Annotated in this window: 18 protein-coding genes and 2 pseudogenes; 6 read left to right on the top strand and 14 right to left on the bottom strand. The window is 47.9% G+C overall.

Translation table 11 applies throughout. The features are described 5' to 3' along the window. Window positions 1-176 precede the first annotated feature (176 nt). The 3 genes from NF347_RS00755 to NF347_RS00745 all read left to right on the top strand — a co-directional run bounded on the left by NF347_RS00755 (window position 177) and on the right by NF347_RS00745 (window position 3,175). A complete protein-coding gene (locus NF347_RS00755) occupies window positions 177-1,874 on the top strand; it encodes an ATP-binding protein (protein ID WP_305134595.1) in 1,698 nt (565 codons plus the stop codon). A gap of 99 nt (window positions 1,875-1,973) precedes the next feature. Beyond that, window positions 1,974-2,942, top strand: a complete 969-nt coding sequence (gene bla, locus NF347_RS00750) for a class A beta-lactamase (protein ID WP_107035517.1) — start codon at window positions 1,974-1,976, stop codon at window positions 2,940-2,942. Beyond that, window positions 2,939-3,175 (top strand): hypothetical protein, encoded by a 237-nt coding sequence (locus NF347_RS00745; RefSeq protein ID WP_107035516.1) that lies wholly within the window; start codon window positions 2,939-2,941, stop codon window positions 3,173-3,175. Before bla ends, NF347_RS00745 begins: the two co-directional genes overlap by 4 nt. Window positions 3,176-3,432: 257 nt before the next feature. Here the strand turns inward: NF347_RS00745 and NF347_RS00740 are convergent, their stop codons facing one another. From NF347_RS00740 to NF347_RS00725, 4 genes and pseudogenes are all read right to left on the bottom strand, one after another. Further along, the gene (locus NF347_RS00740; protein ID WP_107035515.1) at window positions 3,433-3,714 is read right to left on the bottom strand and encodes a winged helix-turn-helix domain-containing protein; all 282 of its coding nucleotides are present in this window, start codon (window positions 3,712-3,714) and stop codon (window positions 3,433-3,435) included. After that, entirely contained in the window at window positions 3,711-4,337 is a 627-nt protein-coding gene (locus NF347_RS00735; RefSeq protein WP_107035514.1) for a hypothetical protein, read from the bottom strand. The genes NF347_RS00740 and NF347_RS00735 overlap by 4 nt, the downstream gene beginning before the upstream one ends. A 112-nt stretch (window positions 4,338-4,449) precedes the next feature. Further along, a pseudogene (locus tag NF347_RS00730) lies at window positions 4,450-4,911 on the bottom strand (CatA-like O-acetyltransferase); the annotation flags it as partial. Window positions 4,912-5,073: 162 nt separating this feature from the next. After that, window positions 5,074-5,484 (bottom strand): cupin domain-containing protein, encoded by a 411-nt coding sequence (locus NF347_RS00725; protein WP_107035512.1) that lies wholly within the window; start codon window positions 5,482-5,484, stop codon window positions 5,074-5,076. Window positions 5,485-5,672: 188 nt separating this feature from the next. On the opposite strand from NF347_RS00725, the gene NF347_RS00720 reads away from it, so the two are divergent. Further along, window positions 5,673-5,990, top strand: coding sequence for a winged helix-turn-helix transcriptional regulator (locus NF347_RS00720; RefSeq protein ID WP_237612991.1), 318 nt, complete (start codon window positions 5,673-5,675; stop codon window positions 5,988-5,990). Here the strand turns inward: NF347_RS00720 and NF347_RS00715 are convergent. From NF347_RS00715 to NF347_RS00675, 9 genes and pseudogenes are all read right to left on the bottom strand, one after another. Further along, a pseudogene (locus tag NF347_RS00715) lies at window positions 5,980-6,201 on the bottom strand (CatA-like O-acetyltransferase, family 2); the annotation flags it as partial. The gene NF347_RS00720 and the pseudogene NF347_RS00715 sit on opposite strands and share 11 nt — an antisense overlap. 8 nt (window positions 6,202-6,209) lie before the next feature. Beyond that, complete coding sequence (locus NF347_RS00710) at window positions 6,210-6,506, bottom strand: YdeI/OmpD-associated family protein (RefSeq protein ID WP_237612990.1); 297 nt, start codon at window positions 6,504-6,506, stop codon at window positions 6,210-6,212. Further along, window positions 6,484-6,951: a GNAT family N-acetyltransferase gene (locus tag NF347_RS00705; RefSeq protein ID WP_107035510.1), complete on the bottom strand. Its 468-nt coding sequence runs from the start codon at window positions 6,949-6,951 to the stop codon at window positions 6,484-6,486. Before NF347_RS00705 ends, NF347_RS00710 begins: the two co-directional genes overlap by 23 nt. 24 nt (window positions 6,952-6,975) lie before the next feature. Further along, the gene (locus NF347_RS00700) at window positions 6,976-7,608 is read right to left on the bottom strand and encodes a hypothetical protein (RefSeq protein ID WP_107035509.1); all 633 of its coding nucleotides are present in this window, start codon (window positions 7,606-7,608) and stop codon (window positions 6,976-6,978) included. Window positions 7,609-7,617: 9 nt separating this feature from the next. Beyond that, window positions 7,618-9,402, bottom strand: a complete 1,785-nt coding sequence (locus tag NF347_RS00695) for a DUF4303 domain-containing protein (protein WP_161953392.1) — start codon at window positions 9,400-9,402, stop codon at window positions 7,618-7,620. Further along, complete coding sequence (locus tag NF347_RS00690; RefSeq protein ID WP_133165497.1) at window positions 9,392-10,231, bottom strand: hypothetical protein; 840 nt, start codon at window positions 10,229-10,231, stop codon at window positions 9,392-9,394. Before NF347_RS00690 ends, NF347_RS00695 begins: the two co-directional genes overlap by 11 nt. 342 nt (window positions 10,232-10,573) lie before the next feature. Further along, window positions 10,574-10,780, bottom strand: a complete 207-nt coding sequence (locus NF347_RS00685; RefSeq protein WP_107035506.1) for a nitroreductase family protein — start codon at window positions 10,778-10,780, stop codon at window positions 10,574-10,576. Between the two features lie 349 nt (window positions 10,781-11,129). Then, entirely contained in the window at window positions 11,130-11,558 is a 429-nt protein-coding gene (locus NF347_RS00680) for a GNAT family N-acetyltransferase (RefSeq protein ID WP_107035505.1), read from the bottom strand. Between the two features lie 137 nt (window positions 11,559-11,695). Further along, entirely contained in the window at window positions 11,696-13,762 is a 2,067-nt protein-coding gene (locus NF347_RS00675) for a porin family protein (protein WP_133165498.1), read from the bottom strand. A 113-nt stretch (window positions 13,763-13,875) separates the two neighbouring features. Here NF347_RS00675 and NF347_RS00670 point away from each other — a divergent pair, with 113 nt between their 5' ends. Together NF347_RS00670 and NF347_RS00665 are read left to right on the top strand one after the other, a co-directional pair. Continuing rightward, window positions 13,876-15,210, top strand: coding sequence for a sensor histidine kinase (locus NF347_RS00670; protein WP_107681659.1), 1,335 nt, complete (start codon window positions 13,876-13,878; stop codon window positions 15,208-15,210). Then, window positions 15,207-15,890: a response regulator transcription factor gene (locus NF347_RS00665; RefSeq protein WP_107681660.1), complete on the top strand. Its 684-nt coding sequence runs from the start codon at window positions 15,207-15,209 to the stop codon at window positions 15,888-15,890. Before NF347_RS00670 ends, NF347_RS00665 begins: the two co-directional genes overlap by 4 nt. 52 nt (window positions 15,891-15,942) lie before the next feature. Here the strand turns inward: NF347_RS00665 and NF347_RS00660 are convergent, their stop codons facing one another. Beyond that, the gene (locus NF347_RS00660; protein WP_107681661.1) at window positions 15,943-16,551 is read right to left on the bottom strand and encodes a DJ-1 family glyoxalase III; all 609 of its coding nucleotides are present in this window, start codon (window positions 16,549-16,551) and stop codon (window positions 15,943-15,945) included. Between the last annotated feature and the right edge of the window lie 75 nt (window positions 16,552-16,626).

Raw genomic sequence — 16,626 nt, 5'->3', positions numbered from 1 at the left:
CAACTTTGCGGCGACCATTTGCTCTCGACCATTTGCTCCCCCAGGCAATGGAGGCATCACCACAATACGGAATACGGAAACACTCAAGAAAATTTTCATGATTTCAAAAGTTGTATCGCAACATGATACAACCCTACGGTAAATTTGCATCGTCAAAACACAAACACTGCGGAAATATGAGAGAATTAGACCTTCAAAACACAAAGACAGCCGACAAATCCAAACAAAAGAACGACGCCCGGAATGCCAAGCCGAAAAACATACTGGAGTCGTTTGAGTATATCGTTGAGCTTGCGGAGGACTCTAACCTTGACGCCGACTTCCTTGAGGCGGCCGCCATGCACATCAGATATGCCTCGCGAAAGCTCAAGCTCACAGCCATGCAGACCGTACTGCTGGCGCTGTTTGTCGACAAAAGCGAGGACAACCACATACGCATGTCAGAAATAGCCCGCTTCACCGGCTGCCGCACGACAAAGATCCTGCGACTGTCGGACGACATCGACATCCTTGAGTCGAAACACTATCTGCGAGCCTCGCGAAGCCGGGGCGCGTCGAGCTACCGCGTGCCATCGGCTGTACTCGAAGCGATCCGCAAGAACCAGCCCTATGTCCATGAAGAGGAGCCGATACGCGATACTGCCGATTTCTTCGACCGCTTCTCCACGCTCATGGACGAGAAAGATGACGACGAACTTACCCATGAGTCGCTTAAAAGCAGAACCATGGAGATGCTCGAAGAGATCAGGACGACCGCTTTCGCGACCGAACTCCGGCGTTGCAATCTCGATTGTCATGACACACTGCTGTTTGTATTCATGGCTCATCTGTTTGTCGACAACAATGATGACAACATCCTGTTCAGCGACATCGACGACCTGTTTGACAACGACGACATGCCGGGCTGGCTAAAACGTCAGCTGCGCTCACGCGACTCAAGCCTGTTTGCGAAATCGCTTATAGAGAACGTCAACGAAAACGGCATGGCCCGCTCCGACGCCTTCAAGCTTACCGACAAGGCCAAGGAGGAGCTGCTGTGTGAACTCAATCTCAACCTCATGGCCAAATCAGACAAAGACCTGATCAAAGCCGATTCGCTCACAGAAAAAACGCTGGTCTACAACGCCGCCGAAAAGAGCCTGATCGACGAACTGTCGTCAATACTGGCGGAGAAGCGCTTCAACGAAGTGCAGGCACGGCTCCGCACGGCAGGCATGCGCCAGGGATTCTGCTGCATCTTTTATGGCGCTCCCGGCACAGGCAAGACCGAAACCGTGTATCAGCTGGCACGACAGACCGGACGCGACATAATGCGGGTGGACGTCAATAAAATCAAAAGCTGCTGGGTGGGCGAAAGCGAAAAAAACATCAAGGCCGCCTTTGACCGCTACCGTAATATCTGCAAGAACTCGCCGCTCGCTCCGATATTGCTTTTCAACGAAGCTGACGCCATCCTCGGAATCAGGATGGAAGGGGCATCAAACGCTGTCGACAAGATGGAGAATTCCATACAGAATATCATCCTTCAGGAGATGGAATCGATCGAAGGCATCATGATCGCCACGACAAATCTGACCACAAATCTCGACAAAGCGTTCGAACGCCGGTTTCTGTACAAGATCCGGTTTGACAAGCCCACAGCCGAGGCAAGAGCGCAGATATGGCAGAGCATGCTTCATGGTCTGACCGACAAAGATGCCAGAAAGCTTGCATCGGATTTCGACCTGTCGGGTGGCGAGATCGAGAACATAGCCCGGCGTCACACAGTCAACACAATCCTGTCGGGCAGCGACCTCATCGACATTGACGCCATAGCCGAGTCGTGCCGACGCGAACGCATCAACTCTCCTTCCCGCCATGTAGTGGGTTTCTGAACAGAAAATCAAAAATGGACGGGAAAGACAACGAAACCCGCCGTAAATCGTTACTTTTGCAAAAGAGAAGAGATCGTATAACACAACACCACTGCCAGAATGCGAGCCTACATCAGACCTCTGATCATATTTTTATGCACGTCGATTCCGTTGGCGTCATGGTGCCACACCGTCAGCCTACCGCATGACACCGCCACAGAGAAGGCGACGGATACGCCCTCCGACATCGCGGCCATGACATCGCGACTGAAAGAGTTTACGACCGGCAAGGACGCGCGCATAGGCATAGCCGTAATCATCAATGGCCGGGACACCGTATCGGTCAACGGCCACCGCGACTTTCCGATGCTTAGCGTCTATAAGTTTCCGCAAGCCATAGCCGTGGCCGACTATTGCGTCAGGCATGGCATATCGTCAGCCGACACCGTTGCCGTAGGGCACGAGGAAATCCTTGCGGACACATGGAGCCCCATGCGCGATAGATATGGGATCAGAGATCTGCGGCTGCCGCTGTCAGAGCTGCTCGCCTACTCTTTGCAGCAGAGCGACAACAACGCCTGCGACATCCTCTTCAGGCTGATCGGAGGGCCGCAGGCGGCCGACAGCCTTATGAACACTCTGGGATTCGACGACATCGTCATGGCATCGACCGAAGAGGAGATGCACGGCGACACGTATCTATGCTATCAGAACCGCTCCACACCGCTGGCAATGGCACGGCTTTTCGACCGGCTCTACCGGCAGGGAATGCGCAGCGAGTCGGCCATGCATGAAACCATAGCCACTATGATGATACAGTGTGCCACTGGGCTCAACCGTCTGCCCGCACCGATGGCAGGCACTAACGCCATGATCGGCCATAAGACCGGAACCGGCGCCCGTAACAGTCAGGGACGCATAATCGGCATCAACGACGCCGGCTACGTGTTTCTGCCCGACGGCCGGAATGGCTACAGCATCGCTGTGTTCATTGCCGACTCAGCCTACGACATGGCCGCCACCGAGCAGCTTATCGCAGAAATATCCACAATCGTATTCAACATCCTCAACCAACGCGACAGTCTATGATAAGAATAGGGAAATACCGCATCGGAGCGGCGGCGCTGTCAGTAGCCGTCGTATTCATCACGCTGAGCGCCTGCGCCATCGTAGCCGCCTGCCATCAGCAACGTCCGGAATGGTCAGCGCCGCTGTGGCTCACCATAATGCAATATGAATGTATGGCCATGATCGCCACACTCGCCTATGGGATCGTTGTCCACATTGCCATCTGGATCGTCAACCGTTGCAAAAAAAAGTGAGCGGCCACGTCGCCCACATCTGCGAATCCGCCCAAACGCGTCATACGCTAAAAGACAGTCAGTTCTGTGGGGAGTGAACTCGCCGACAACTTTCTCGTCCCCGACCGACGAGTCCGTTCAAGATCCGCACGGCATAATTTCTCGACGATCAAAGCACTGTGTCAAACAGTCGTTTTTTTGACACAGTGCCTTCAGACTATCGGCAATTCCCTTGCCGGCGAATTACATAAATGATTGCATTAGCCCTACAAAGTCGATCACAGGTTGAGATAGCTCCTGAGAGAATTTACATATTCCTCAAACGCCGCCCGCCCGTCGGGAGTCACCGAGCATGTCGTACGCGGTCGTTTTCCCGACATGCCTTTAATAACCCTTATATATCCGGCTGACGAAAGCTTATCGAGCTGCACGCTGAGATTTCCGGCTGTAGATTCGGTCTTCTCCTTGAGATATACGAAATCTGCTTCATCCACACTCATAAGTATGGACATTATGGCAAGCCGGAGTTGCGAATGCAGAAGCGGATTCAGTTCCTTCATTTCTCTTTTCCTGCTTTATGGTTGAGTATATGCCCTGGAACTATCATCATCGCCACGAATGCGAATATGAACAACGGCATGTACCAGCAGGCCGATAATACAATTCCACCGGCGATACAACACACCGTTGTAATTCCGACCGCAAGCCCTGCGAGAGCACCGGCCACGAGGCTATTCTCTCTGATCAGAAGACCTTGGGCCATCTCTGCTGCCGGAATGACAATCAGAGTGTATGCCAGCATGGCGCTCCAGCAGTCAGTATCGGCAAAATACCTGAAGCCGATACATACAATGGTCACGACGATTTCAGATATTCCTGCAATAGTCCATAGCCGTGAGGTAGCAGTGTCAGAAAAAGTCTTGACTCCGCCACGGCCATGCTGCCGCCGAGCCATTATGGGCGTGGCGATGCCGCCAATCAGCGGAATCGCAAACCACAGGAAGTTCCATACACCCTGCCCTGTCGAGGCAAGCATTACCCACACGAGGATTGATACGACTGTCACGAGGTAGCCCCACATCAGCAAGATACGACCATCACCGATATAGCGCTGCTTGGTCTGAGCTATCATCGAAGTAATCACTTCGAGGCTCTCTTTTTCAGTTAGTTTTCTGTCTTCCATATTGAGGAATTTAGAGGGGTTTTACAATCGGTTTATTTTATAAACCATTTTCAGCTGAAAAAAGAGCGGTCGCGCGATTCCGCCCTCTATCCGGATGCAAAGTTAACAAGGTTTATAATATAAACCAAACTTTCATCCAACTTTTTTTCTCCTTTTGCAGCAGGTCGATGAACCGGGCTGCATGGGCACCATCCATCTGGGTGTGATGGAACTGAAATGACACCATGAGAGTTGTCTTGAACCACCGGCAGCGGTATGCGCCCCATATCATGAAGGGATTGTTGAATATCCCGCTATACATTCCCACTGCTCCGTCTATGTCGTATTGAGCTAATGCCGATGTGCCGATTACCATGCTGTCGGTTAAATCGTGATTCTCGCAGGTTTCGGCGACCTGACGTGTCATGCGCAAGTAGTCCTTATTGAAGTGCGAGAGGTCTTCACTGAAAGGAATGTCGCATGAGCTGACCTCACCCTTTGGATTGGCTACAATAGTGTTGACTGCAATTGAGTCATATCTGATTAGTCTGCCGCCGACCGGAAGCATATAGAACTCTTTTATACGTGTGGCGGCTCAACCTATACACAATCTGCTCTCGGAATGAGGTCGCGAGCATCTTAATGATATAACCCAATCTCTTTCAAAGCATCAATAGTCGGTTTATACGTCAACAGAATGAAGATGGCAGAAAAACTGTCACCTTCATTCTGTTTAGCAGCATATTATCTGAGATTGTCAGAGCAGGCTTTTACGCTCGGTTATATCAGCATCGGTCATTGTATAATCACCGAGACTGTCTTCTTTTGCCTGTATACAGATGTAGGTCATCGCTTCCGTTGAGGTGCATTTGATATTGCGGTCGCAGTTGGTCGACACTCGGATTACAGAACCCTCCGCCACATCAAAGACGTTGTCGTCAACCTGAAATTTACCTGCTCCGGACAGGATTATGTAATTTTCCTCGTTAGCCTTGTGGCTGTGGAAGAAGGGCACAGCAGCGCCCGAAGGCAGCGTGCCGAATGAGATTTCGCATGAAGTGGCACCGGTGGCTTCCTTCACAAACTGTTTTCCGGCGAAGCCACACAGCGGGCCAATGGATGCGTGGGCGAATTTATCGCCGGAATTGAGAGTCTTGATTTCGCTCATATTTCTTGGTTTGAAATTAAATTATTAACTTTACAGCAGTAAGCCGCTTTCATTTGGATAGCGCAAAGTTAAGTCGTGTTTTTGAGTCATGCAAGACGTTACTCCGATGTAAGGCGCTAACTTTTAGGTAACTATTTTTGATTATGAACGCATTGCCACTGAAAGAAAATTTGAAAAAATATACTGGTATGGCATCTTGCCCGGTCAGAAACGTCATAAGCCGATTTTCCGGCAAATGGACTATGCTCGTTCTCTGTGTCCTTGCAGAGAACGAGGCAACCCGCTTTAATGAAATCGGGAGGGCAATTCCCGATATATCACCTAAAGTCCTTACAGAGACTCTGAAAAGCCTTGAAGCCGATGGTCTGATTTCAAGAAAACTGTATGCCGAGATACCTCCTAAAGTAGAGTATTCGCTGACAGAACTCGGCAAGAGCCTTATGCCGTTGCTTGGCAGTCTCATCGAATGGGCACTCGACAATTTCAATGCAATAGCTAAACGGTAGAGATTTCCTTTTGAAGCACGTTGAGGAACCGGGCGGCATGGGCATCATCCATCTGGGTGTGATGGAACTGAAATGACACCGTGAGAGTTATCTTGAACCACCTGCGGCGGTATGCGCCCCATATCATGAAGGGATTGTTGAATATCCCGCTATACATTCCCACTGCTCCGTCAATGTCATATTGAGCCATCGCCGATGTGCCAATTACCATTCAGTCGATTATCCAAGTTTATCAAGGCGGCGGCATCGCTCCTTGTTGAGTTCCGTCCAACGTCCCTTTTTGGTTCGTGGACCGAAGCGCTGCAATGTAACGCCATCCACATTCTTCACCGTGGAATCTATCCATCCGAAGCAGAGAGCCTCCTCGACTGCATCGATATACCATAATGCGTCAACAGGCGGAGTCTTGCCGCGCTTTACCGCTATCCAACACTCCTTTTTGCAAGAGCTGTTCTCCATGAGCCATTGTCGGAATTTCTCGCGGCGTGCTAGGTCAAAAATGTTCTTCGGTGTCATTTTTTGGGGAATCTTTGTATAGATATACCATATCACGAAGCGTTACCTCTTCCTCGACAATAGGATTGGGATAGTTGTCAGTGAAGAAATTGGGGATTCGATGGAAGTACCTATAGCCACAAGACCGGTAGAAACGAAGTGTCGAGGGTGTTTCGCCTGTACCAAGTATTACTCTCTTGTCAGGATACAATTTCTCCACATATTCAAGCATCTTACGGCCTATGCCTCTGCGACGGAATGCGGCATCAACTGCCAAATTCTTTATCTCAACCGAATCATCGTTATTCTCAACTACCACAATCACAGCAACATCTTTATTGTCCATCGAACCGACATGAAGGCTTCCCGGTTCTATATACCTTTCGATCATATCCACCGATTCATCGCCAATGAGCAACAAATCCATGAACTCTCGCTTGTCATCTTCAACTTTTCTTATAACCATAGAAGGAACGCGCTCTAAACGAATTCAGATGTTTTCAAAGAGCCCTTCAAAAATCATTGCAGATTCCTCCGACAAACGCCGGGTCGCGGCTATACTTTGAGCCAACACGACTCCTTTTGAATTAATTCGTAATGGCTTCTCTTTACTCTTCGGATAGCCGAACCGAAGAAGTGGCACAAGCTCATCAGGAATGAGGCGCGGTTGGATAACACTGCCATTCTCTCCCCATACTGCCCATTCGGCACAGCAATTAAACGGCTCCTGATGCCTGCAATGTGGTTTGTCGTCAGGAATAATCATCGTGAGATCTTCTGGCACACTCCGGATACTTTTATAAGAAGTGTCTTTTGCACAAAAGAATGTGTCGGATGTCTTAACGACAACGCCTTCAGGGATAAGGGAACTGTAAGGAGTGCCAAGTTCTCTTATACAGTAGTCGAAGGCTCTTTCCTTATGAGTCACTTCCAGTCTTGCCATTATGTAGAGATGCCTGTCGAGTAATGAGACCGGAAATACGACATCACCCGCTTTTATCGATGTTATTGACGGCATCCTTGAGTGAATGCTGCCAAACACTACTTTTATAGGCCCTGTGTCATTTGATTTTCTTAGTTCGTCCAACCAGTCCTGAGGCCAGTAAACAGTATAATATGCCATAATATGATATTACCTGTTTCTATTCAAGAAAGCGGCAGCCAGCTCGGGACTGTTAAGCGTCATTGCCGACGAGTCTTCGAGATTCTCGGCGTCTTCATCATCCGATATTGAAATGAAGAATGTGATTTCTTCGGTGCCTTCTCCGAATATTCCCGAGTCTTTGACCTGCGCCATCGCTGAAATCATCGCACTGAAGAAAAAGGCTTCGCCCGGCAAAGTATTGTGGTTTTCCCACAGAGTTTTGCTGAGCTTCACCAGTTCGCTGTCATGCCCGTCGGAATACCCCCATTCATCAGGATGCCATTTGCATTCATCATCAGGCTCTTCGTCTTCACTTTCAAGGTACTCCAGGGTGTTCACTGCAAGAAATAGCGAGCAGCAATACCTGTCGGTGACCAAAGCGACTGTGTAAATGCGCTCATCGTCGATGCGTCCAAGAATTTCGCGCAGGTCAGCAGCAACCGCATCCCTGATCATTGCAGCCACATTCTGCCAGAACGGGGCTACGGGAGTGGCCGGTTCTTCTTTTTTCCGCTCGTCGGCTTCATAGTCCGGTGAGTTGATGTAGCTGATATACTCTTTAGCTTCTTCCGAACCAAGTTTTGCAGCATCCTCAAGATATTGGTATCCCAGTTCTATATCCGTTTCGATGCCACGACCGAAGGCATACGCCACGCCGAGTGCGGTGAGCACCTTGACGGTTATTGACTCCCATAGATTGTCGATGTCTTCCCCGGCTTCATGAAGATACTCGAATGCCACATCGTCGTCTTGAACTGTTCCCAGCCCCTCCTGATAGCATAAACCGAGGTAGGCGGCGGTCTGCGTCCGGGTGGTCTTGCTACATTTCGGGTTTTGGTATGCCTTTTCAAACCATTCCACAGCCTTGGCGTAGTCCTGCTCCACATCACCGAAGCCTTCAAACAGATAATATCCTACCTCAAATTGTCCTGCGGGATGTCCGCATTTGGCAGCCATTTCATAGAGTTGATATGCAAGGTCGATATTCTCATCCACTTCTTCACCGGCTTCGTAGATATGCCCTGCATTGTATGCGCCCTGAGGGTCGCCCCTGCGGGCAGCCTCCACATACCGCAACAGCCCACCGTATGAGTCGCCCTTCTCGGTGCGGAGATAATAGCCGTAGTTATTGCAGATTACGGGTGAAATATCCGCCAGCATCAAGTAATATTTCTCATAAACATCTTGCGCAATCTCGCAGAGACCGGATTTGCGTATGTCGCAGTAATTGCCCCATCCGGCACAAAGTCCGCCGTCGAAACTGCGCTCGTACCACACCTTTGCTATCGGCCAGGCCCATGCGTTATAGTCGCTTTCGTCTTTGAATTGCTTGGCATAGTCTGGCTCGACACGCAGATAGTCGCCCCAATAATACACATTGCCGACCATGTAGCAACAGAAGGCGTCGCCACGCTCTGCCTGACCGAGAATCTCCTCAAACGCCTCCTTAAACGAGGCGAACGGCATTGCACGTTCCACCGAAGGGGTGAGGTTTGCGCTTCGCGCAGCACAAAGAACGCCCGTGGCACTGCCCATCATCGCGCTCTTCTGCATCAGCTTCGATGCGTTTTCATCGTCAGCTTTGAAGCCTGCCTGCGGCCACACATACTCCTCACCCATGAAGCAGCGGGCTATGAATGCCAGCGCATCTGCATCGCCCTTTTGCGCCTCCAGTATAAGTATTGAGTATCCGCGGCGTATTTCATCGCGGTCAAAACTTGACCAAATCAGCTTGACTGCCGTTTTCACATGCCTGCTATATTCACCTTTCATCTTTCTCTTCATCTAAAAATCTGAATACCAGCCTTTCAAAATAATCATTCACGTCAAAACTCTCCCAATCATCCAAAGGATCGGGCAACCTCTCGTCGTCAATCAGACTCCACAGCCAGCTCCGCAGAAGTCCGGCATCAAAAATAACACCTCTGTAACCAATAGGCAACGGCTCCGACCACCTTACATATTCAACTTTGTATCCGGTAGCCAGAGCTGTATCTTTGTCATATCTGCGGATGTTTACATATCCCCCATCACCATTAGTGAAATCATATAGCATCCATTGTGATTTCCCCTCTATGATGTTATCCAATGCGATAACCACATCCTGACTTCCGAAATATCGGAAATCCTCGCCGTCAACACATAGTTTCGTCTCTGCCTTTTCTTGCTCGGAATGGATTTTCTGACAGTGCCAGCCGGTCATATCAGGGAGCGATGCGGTGCGGAAGAAGTCACACATGATATCGGCGGCCATGTCGCAATCAACGTCCGACCGCCACATTCGCAGCATATACCCGTTGACCATAAAACATACCGCTATACTGCTATCCTTAAAATAATCAATTGAGTATGCCTTTGCATCGCTGACCAACACCACCGGCACGCATTTTTCAAGGTATACGCATCCGTTATCCTCAATATCGTCTATAGCATCAAGGATCTTTTCCTCGGTCACGTTTGATGTGCGTATATCCCCGTTCTTTGTGCCCAGCACATATTGCGGACTACGAGCTTTTATCCCGCGGAACAAACCATCGGCATTCGTAACTCCGACTTCGTTTGCAAGCGGCATTCCGTTTGTCTGACTGTGTTTACTTTCCATATCGTCAGTCGTGTTTTGTCTGTTTGAAATTATCGGTTCTAAACCATCATAACCTATGTGGGGCATAACCTCTGCACACAGTTAAAAAGATTTTTCTGAATTGCATCGCCAGCCGACCTGCAATAATCAAGCCACCGGTTTTCGCCCGAAGCACCACAAAGTTACAGAAAACAATTGATAAGTATGCAACTTGCACAAATTAGCTGCGAGTGATTTTTGAGATTTTCTCGAGTGTTTTTGCTTGAAAACGGGAGCGTGCAGTTGAGCTTAACGACTGAGGATGAAAGAAAAAAAACACATTCACACATCGTTAGAGCGCATTCCTTAATTTCAAACAGTCAATCAGGCACCCTTTATCATGCCGTATGTACTCGGCTTGTAGCCGCCCTTCATATCGAACTTCTTAAGCCTTATGGTGACTCTGCCGCCAAACGGATCTGTCACTTCCTCGATCACTTTTGTAAGTTCTTCCTTGTCTGTCTCCGAAATTGAGGCGCCATTGAAACTCCTGACAGACCTACGCACCTTTATAGCTTCTATTATGTTCATAACGATACTTTTTTGTACTTTAACATTGCCTGAGATGACGGAAGTATCTGGCGGCTTTTTTCAAATCACCCAGCGCGCCCAACCCTTCAAGATCCATGTTGCCCGCCACACAACGCTGTGCCGATGCAATCGGCGCACCTCTGCAAAAAGCAGCCGGTGCGTTCCGCCAAATGCAGGTAGCGCTCCATCGCCATCCATCCGTGAGCATAATGCCGACCTCCTGAAAATATTACATTGGGCTATGCCACTCTTCACAAATGAAGGTAGTCCACGAGTCGAGATGATATGCCGCTTCCCTGCGTTGTCGGTATATCACAGACTCATCTTTCCGGGACTGGCCAGTACCATTTTATAATGAGAGATGTAATATCGGGAAAGGTCTTCCGGCATCATCAGTTTCATCCCTGCCCGTTACTCTGAATCCCTTAGACTTATAAAAGGCAAGAGCCAAAGGATTCTGTTCATTGACATCTACCCTTGTCGCTCCCTTCTGTTTCGCAAATTCCAATAACATTGATCCGTATCCCTTCCCTCGAATATCGCTGTCTATAAACAGCATTTCAATCATATCTTCATGTAATCCTATAAAGCCGACAAGAAAGTCATTGTCAGAAACTGCATATAGATCGACATTAGGAAAATACTCGGGCATCAATGCTTCTTTTATCTCAGATATAGAGGTCTCATCCAAAAACTCATGTGTGGCTCTTACTGAACGCTCCCAGAGAACCTTGAGCGTCAGATAATCATCACGATTACATTTTATAATCTTCTGCATACAATCTCGCTTATAACGGCATCAACATTTTCAGAGTGGTGGAATATTTAGCACTTACTTGTCATAACATAAGGCCTCCGTCACCTTCATTTTGCCAAAAACTTCGGCCGCCAAAAGGCGGCGTTATGACGCTGTTTTTATTTGAGTATTGATGTCGAAATTTTCTTTTCACCGCTTAGTTCTCCGGTTTGACTAACTTTCTTCCCATAATTGAAGGTGTATGTTACCGTCAGAGATATACGGCGGTGGTAGTCCGAACCAAACTGTGTCATTTTGTTGTCGTACCAGCGAGTAGTCAATGTGTCTTCGCTGAGTTTCCACGAAGACTGGAAAGGATTTACCACTGACAGCTGAATATTCCAGCCGCGCGAAGACCATCCCGCACTCACGGAATAGCTCATGGGCATTTTTCGTAGAAAAGCATTTTCTCCATCTACATAGCTACTGCCGGTGTCGTAATATCCATTGAAGAAGAATCTGCCAAGATAATAATTGACATTGAGGCTTGCCGAGAAGGGATAATACGATATGCTGTTGCTTCCGGTTGTCTTATAAAGCAACATTCGTGGAGAAACGGAAATTGACAGCCTACCGTCGATAAACTTTCCAGTAAGGTTGGCTCCAATCTGCCCATGATTGTAATCTCCGTCATTCTGATATTTCTTTAGCATCATCCCGTCTGGTCCATCAGGAGTATAGACCGCTATCTGTCGGTTGGAGATGAGGAACATCGTGGCGTAAGCAGATAGCTGCCATTTATTGCTTGGAAGCCATGTATAACTTATATTTGCGGAAGTGTTTCGCGAACACTTAAGATCGGGATTGCCGGAAATATACATCAGTTCGGATTGCCGGATTATATTGGGGTTCTTCATTGTGGCATCAGGCGAAAATGCGGCATATTGAAACCAGAGACTGATTGAATTTCTCTGGTTGGGAGCATATTGCAGGTTGATGTGAGTGAACGGATAGCGGTCGTCCATAGTTTTGCCATTGATATAGTTTGACTCGAACGCATAGCCTCCGTCTATGCTCCCGGACACTTTCTGATAATTCAATGACATGCCGACGGTTATTCCGGTAAAAGCCTGACGGAACCGATTGACTGCATTGCTTGACCCAGTGTAATCGATATGTATGCGACCACCGCCGGACAGGACATTTGAGAATAACGTGAATTTATCTGACAATGATTTGTTGACCTGTATTGAACCTCGCAAAAACCAAGAGTCTTCATCTGCAAGATTTTCGATAGATTCTGTTCCTGCGTAATAATTTGATGATGTGTTGTTCCCGGCAAATTCTGCCTGACAGTTTCCGTTGATCGACCATCCTCTGCCCAGCGCCGCATACAGTTCGCTATCCCAGCCGACGGCATTATTTGTAGAAGGTGATTCTGTATGATATGTTTCCGAGGGATACAGACTCGAAAAACTGACGTAACCTGACGTGTGGTTTATCGGAGTGTTGATTCGACGATATGAAACGAGATTGCGGAATGTTAAATTATCACTCTTATTCCATGAGGCCCGTAATGCCGAGTAAAAGCCTCGCTGATGCTGTTTCCCGGTCTCTGTACCGCTTGTGCGTCTGATAGTTCCGGGCTCCAGTCGGTATATTTCGTCTGAAACAGAGCCGATATGAGAGTTATAGTCGTAGTCGCCCGACACCATGACATCGTATTCCATCTTGCGGTAGGCGAACTTGGAATACACCGAAGCCTCGCCGCTGCGTATCATGAAGCGTTCTTTGCCACTGAGCTTCGTATAACCTCCGTAAGAATAAGCATGGGTGATGAAATTTACAACGTGTTGTGCCCGCTGAAATCTCGGGTCTGTCGGAAAGTCAAGATACTCGACACGCTTCACGTCGCTCGGATTCAGACCGCTGACATCCTCATCCGCCACCGGATGAAAGTTTATGAAAAGGCTTACGCCCTGATTATCGGCTGTCTTTACCGTCTCTGTTATCGGATTCACACTCAACTGAGGTATGTTCATCCGCGAAAGCAAGGAAACCCCGTCGGATGCAGTCGACTTCTGATTCCCGGTAGGAATATAGACAGTTTTTGTAGCGCTTGTGAGCTGAGCATCGGCTACAACAGTTATTTCTCCGAGTTCTTTGACCTTTATTGTGTCCGGCCCGGTGGTTTGCCCCTGCGTTATGAAAGGGAACATAATCAATGGTAGTATATAATGTTTCATGTTGCGAAATTATGTAGCCCTGTCTTATTCAATCCTTATTCTCCCTTATTTAGTCTTAATCTTACGATTAGGCCATCTAATGATTGACGTGATTTTAGTAACTTTGCATTGATATGAAACACTTTAAGCTGATACTTACCTCAATGCGTATCATAGTCGGTGTGCTCTTTGTCGCCAATGTGATATTCATGATGCAATTGTATAACTCTATAAAAACACGATATCTAAACGATGTGGAGCAATGTCTTAGCAGGGCTGACCAAATTGAAATGGTTGACCGCATAATTGATGCCGGTCTCGTGGGGAATGATGAAGTTGTATGGATTCAGATCGGGTTACAGAGATCTGATGTCGGTACAACCATGGACGCAGAGGAATTAAGGAAATTAAATTACTCTCAGAGGTTTCGTCGCGTTGACAGGCAGATTATGTCGATGATTGCACAATACCTTCATGACGGCAGTTATTCCGAAAGAATCGGAGACCCGGATGTGTTCAAAATGGAGGAAGCCTTTCGCCGCGACCTTAATTTTTCAGGCTATTATCCCGAGGAGGTATATATTGTAGTCCCAGGTGGTACATTGGAGTATTCATCGGACTTATGGGAAATAGAATATAGAGTAAATGGAGAACTGACATACTATGCCTATATATCTCCGTTGACAAACAATATACTGAGAGAGATGGGGGGTGTAATAATTACATCTGCCCTTATAGCATTGGCGCTGACATTCGGTTTTTGGTATCTTCTGCATGTAATAGCCAGTCAGCGAACCATTGAGGAGATGAAGGATGACTTTACCAACAATATGACCCACGAACTGAAAACACCCATTGCTATCGCCTATGCGGCAAATGATTCGTTGCTTCAGTTCCCTGACCCACAGGATGAAGAGCGCACAAAAAAATATCTGACAGCAGCCCTCGACCAACTCTCGAAACTATCGGGTCTGGTCGAGAATATTCTCGCCATGAGTATGGAACGACGTAAGCATCTTACTATGGCAAAAGAGAAAATACGCCTGCGGGATTTCCTTGCCAACATCATAGAGCAGCAAAAGCTGAAGGCAGACAAACCGTGTGATATCATATTGGAATGTCAGGGTGATGCCACTGTCGAAGCAGATCCATCGCATTTCTCAAATGTAATCGGCAACCTTATAGATAACAGCATCAAATACTCCGGAGAATCGGTTTCTATCATAATCAAGGCAGATGCCAATGGCATGTATGTAGCTGATAATGGAATCGGCATCCCAGATAAATCCTTACCCGAAATATGGAGTAAATTCTATCGCGTGCCTCACGGTAACAGAAGTGATGTGCGGGGTTATGGCATAGGACTTTTCTATGTTAAATCCATTATTGACAAACACGGTTGGTCAATCGGCGTAGAGAGCAAATCCGGAAAAGGGAGCAAATTCACAATTAAATTCAGTAATCAATGAAAGACAGGATATTATTGGTGGAAGACGACTCGACATTGTCGATGATTGTTTCAGAAACTTTGCAGCGTGACGGTTTTGAAGTCATGACAGCCGGAGATGGTGAGGATGGTCTTCGGAAGTTTACCCGACATGGAGCCGACCTTATCATCGCCGACGTGATGATGCCACGCATGGACGGATTTGAGATGGGGAGGCGAATCAGGCAGATAAACCGGAATGTGCCATTGCTTTTCCTAACAGCAAAATCAGAGATTGACGACATTGTGGAGGGGTTTGAACTTGGCGGCAATGACTATCTTAAAAAGCCCTTCAAGATGCTCGAATTGATAGTCCGCATCAAGGCATTGCTCCGAAAAAATGTCATAAAGGAGGATAATCAATTTGAAATCGGAGACTATACCTTAGACCTTTCTACACAAATACTTTCGCATAAGGACACAGGAGGCATAGAATTGTCGCTGATTGAAGCAAAACTGCTGAAGGAACTGATTGTAAATGTCGGCCACACTGTCGACGCTTCCACTATGATGCAACTTGTATGGCAACGCGATGACCCATACAGTCGTAATTCGCTACATGGGTTCATACACAAACTTCGTAATTACCTGCGTTATGATCCGTCGATATCACTGATAAATCAACGAGGCATCGGGTATATGCTGACAGCAAAAAGAGAATGACCAATCATTGTTATGATTAGGACATTCTCTTTTCAAAGGTTAAATTCATTTGTCAGCTATGACCTATCACCATACCTTCACGGAGTGCCTTCTCCATATCCGGGTCCTTTGCCTTGCGAACAATGGCAAGTGCGAATTCGAGGGTTGTTCCGGGACCCTTGGATGTTATCAGGCGGTCACCAATTACCACTGGCTCCTCAGAGTATATCCCGCCATTATTTTCAAAGTCTTCTTTGAGGAACGGATAACCGGTGGCTTTTACCCCGTTGATGATACCGAGCGGACCAAGCACCAAAGCCGGAGCGGCGCATATAGCGGCGATGTTGCCTCCTTTTTCCCAATGGGCTTTCACAAGCTCGCTCAGCATTTCGTCAAGGTTTACCGCATCCTCCGATTTGTCTGCACCGGGGAATATGAGCCAGTCTATCCGGTCGGGAGACAGATCGGAAACACACATGTCTGCAACGACATGGTTGCCTGTGGCTCCTTTTACAAGTCTGTTCTCTGTCATAGAGACGGTGAATACCTCCATCCCGGCACGTCGCATGACATCGACGGGTGCCAGAGCCTCGATTTCATCGAAGCCTGTTCCAAGCATCACGAACACAGCCTTGCCTGAAGGTTGAGCCGATGCTGGAATGCTGATACTGATTTCAGTCATAATTTGTGGGTTTATTATGTTTGTGTTAACTTTGCAAAGGATAACTGCTACCCTTTGGATAGCGCAAAGTTATAT

The organism is Paramuribaculum intestinale (assembly GCF_030759015.1).
Lineage (GTDB): Bacteria > Bacteroidota > Bacteroidia > Bacteroidales > Muribaculaceae > Paramuribaculum > Paramuribaculum intestinale.
Note: the sequence above shows the minus strand (reverse complement) of the source record. Positions and strands in the feature narration are given on the sequence as shown.

Coding starts and splice junctions, on each gene's coding strand:
- NF347_RS00755 (WP_305134595.1), top strand. CDS start 177: ATGAGAGAATTAGACCTTCAAAACACAAAGACAGCCGACAAATCCAAA.
- bla (WP_107035517.1), top strand. CDS start 1,974: ATGCGAGCCTACATCAGACCTCTGATCATATTTTTATGCACGTCGATT.
- NF347_RS00745 (WP_107035516.1), top strand. CDS start 2,939: ATGATAAGAATAGGGAAATACCGCATCGGAGCGGCGGCGCTGTCAGTA.
- NF347_RS00740 (WP_107035515.1), bottom strand. CDS start 3,714: ATGAAGGAACTGAATCCGCTTCTGCATTCGCAACTCCGGCTTGCCATA.
- NF347_RS00735 (WP_107035514.1), bottom strand. CDS start 4,337: ATGGAAGACAGAAAACTAACTGAAAAAGAGAGCCTCGAAGTGATTACT.
- NF347_RS00725 (WP_107035512.1), bottom strand. CDS start 5,484: ATGAGCGAAATCAAGACTCTCAATTCCGGCGATAAATTCGCCCACGCA.
- NF347_RS00720 (WP_237612991.1), top strand. CDS start 5,673: ATGGCATCTTGCCCGGTCAGAAACGTCATAAGCCGATTTTCCGGCAAA.
- NF347_RS00710 (WP_237612990.1), bottom strand. CDS start 6,506: ATGACACCGAAGAACATTTTTGACCTAGCACGCCGCGAGAAATTCCGA.
- NF347_RS00705 (WP_107035510.1), bottom strand. CDS start 6,951: ATGGTTATAAGAAAAGTTGAAGATGACAAGCGAGAGTTCATGGATTTG.
- NF347_RS00700 (WP_107035509.1), bottom strand. CDS start 7,608: ATGGCATATTATACTGTTTACTGGCCTCAGGACTGGTTGGACGAACTA.
- NF347_RS00695 (WP_161953392.1), bottom strand. CDS start 9,402: ATGAAAGGTGAATATAGCAGGCATGTGAAAACGGCAGTCAAGCTGATT.
- NF347_RS00690 (WP_133165497.1), bottom strand. CDS start 10,231: ATGGAAAGTAAACACAGTCAGACAAACGGAATGCCGCTTGCAAACGAA.
- NF347_RS00685 (WP_107035506.1), bottom strand. CDS start 10,780: ATGAACATAATAGAAGCTATAAAGGTGCGTAGGTCTGTCAGGAGTTTC.
- NF347_RS00680 (WP_107035505.1), bottom strand. CDS start 11,558: ATGCAGAAGATTATAAAATGTAATCGTGATGATTATCTGACGCTCAAG.
- NF347_RS00675 (WP_133165498.1), bottom strand. CDS start 13,762: ATGAAACATTATATACTACCATTGATTATGTTCCCTTTCATAACGCAG.
- NF347_RS00670 (WP_107681659.1), top strand. CDS start 13,876: ATGAAACACTTTAAGCTGATACTTACCTCAATGCGTATCATAGTCGGT.
- NF347_RS00665 (WP_107681660.1), top strand. CDS start 15,207: ATGAAAGACAGGATATTATTGGTGGAAGACGACTCGACATTGTCGATG.
- NF347_RS00660 (WP_107681661.1), bottom strand. CDS start 16,551: ATGACTGAAATCAGTATCAGCATTCCAGCATCGGCTCAACCTTCAGGC.